1 protein-coding gene is annotated in these 835 nt (G+C 74.1%); it reads right to left on the bottom strand.

The genetic code is table 11. The features are described 5' to 3' along the window. Positions 1 to 123: 123 nt before the first annotated feature. Positions 124 to 835, bottom strand: a 712-nt coding sequence (locus ROTAS13_RS25265) for a benzoate/H(+) symporter BenE family transporter (protein WP_171979253.1), incomplete at its 5' end; no start/stop codon positions are given.

Raw genomic sequence — 835 nt, 5'->3', positions numbered from 1 at the left:
GCCGGAAGGGGCCAGCGTGTCCGGCGTGCCGGCGCGGGGCTAGGGCGGCGGTCGCGGCCCGGCATCCCGAAGAGGGCGCCGTCCGGTGGGCTCCTGGCTGGCCTGACGCCAGGTAAAGCGGGTTCAGGGTTCCAGCGGCCTGCGGAAGCGCGACAGCGCCAGCATGGCACCGCCCGCCAGCAGGCCCCAGAAGGCGCCGCTGATCCCGGCGAAGGCGGTGCCGGAAGCGGTGACGAGCAGGGTGACGATGGCCGCCTCGCGCTGTTCCGGCACGGCCATGGCGCCTTGCAGGGAACCGCCCAGCGCGCCCAGCAGGGCGAGGCCGGCCACCGCCTCCACCAGCACCGGCGCCGCCGCGACGAAGGCCGTGACGAAGCCCGCGAGCAGGCCGAAGAGGATGTAGCCCACGCCGTTCACCACGGCGGCCTTCCAGCGCTGCGCCGGGTCGGGATGCGCGTCCTCGTTGGCGCAAAGGGCGGCGGTGATGGCGGCGAGGTTGACCGCGTGGCCGCCCAGGAAGGCGGCGGCGACGGAGAAGAGGCCGGTGGCGCGGAACAGCGGCCCGGGCGCGGGGCGGTAGCCGTAGAGGCCGAGCGTGGCCAGGCCGGGGATGTTCTGCGAGGCCATGGTGACCAGGAAGAGCGGGATGGCGGTGCCGATCAGTGCCTGGAGGGTGAATTGCGGCATCACCGGCACGGGGATGGGCCAGCTCGCCGCGATGGGGGCGCCCGGCATCGCCAGGATGATCCCGAAGGCCACGATCACCGCCGCCGGCACGGCGAGCAGCCGGTGCAGCCGCCCGGCGATGGCCCCTGTCTCTTGATCACAAGTCTCG

Source organism: Roseomonas sp. TAS13 (genome assembly GCF_001950415.1).
GTDB classification, from domain to species: domain Bacteria; phylum Pseudomonadota; class Alphaproteobacteria; order Acetobacterales; family Acetobacteraceae; genus Roseomonas; species Roseomonas mucosa.
Note: the sequence above shows the minus strand (reverse complement) of the source record. Positions and strands in the feature narration are given on the sequence as shown.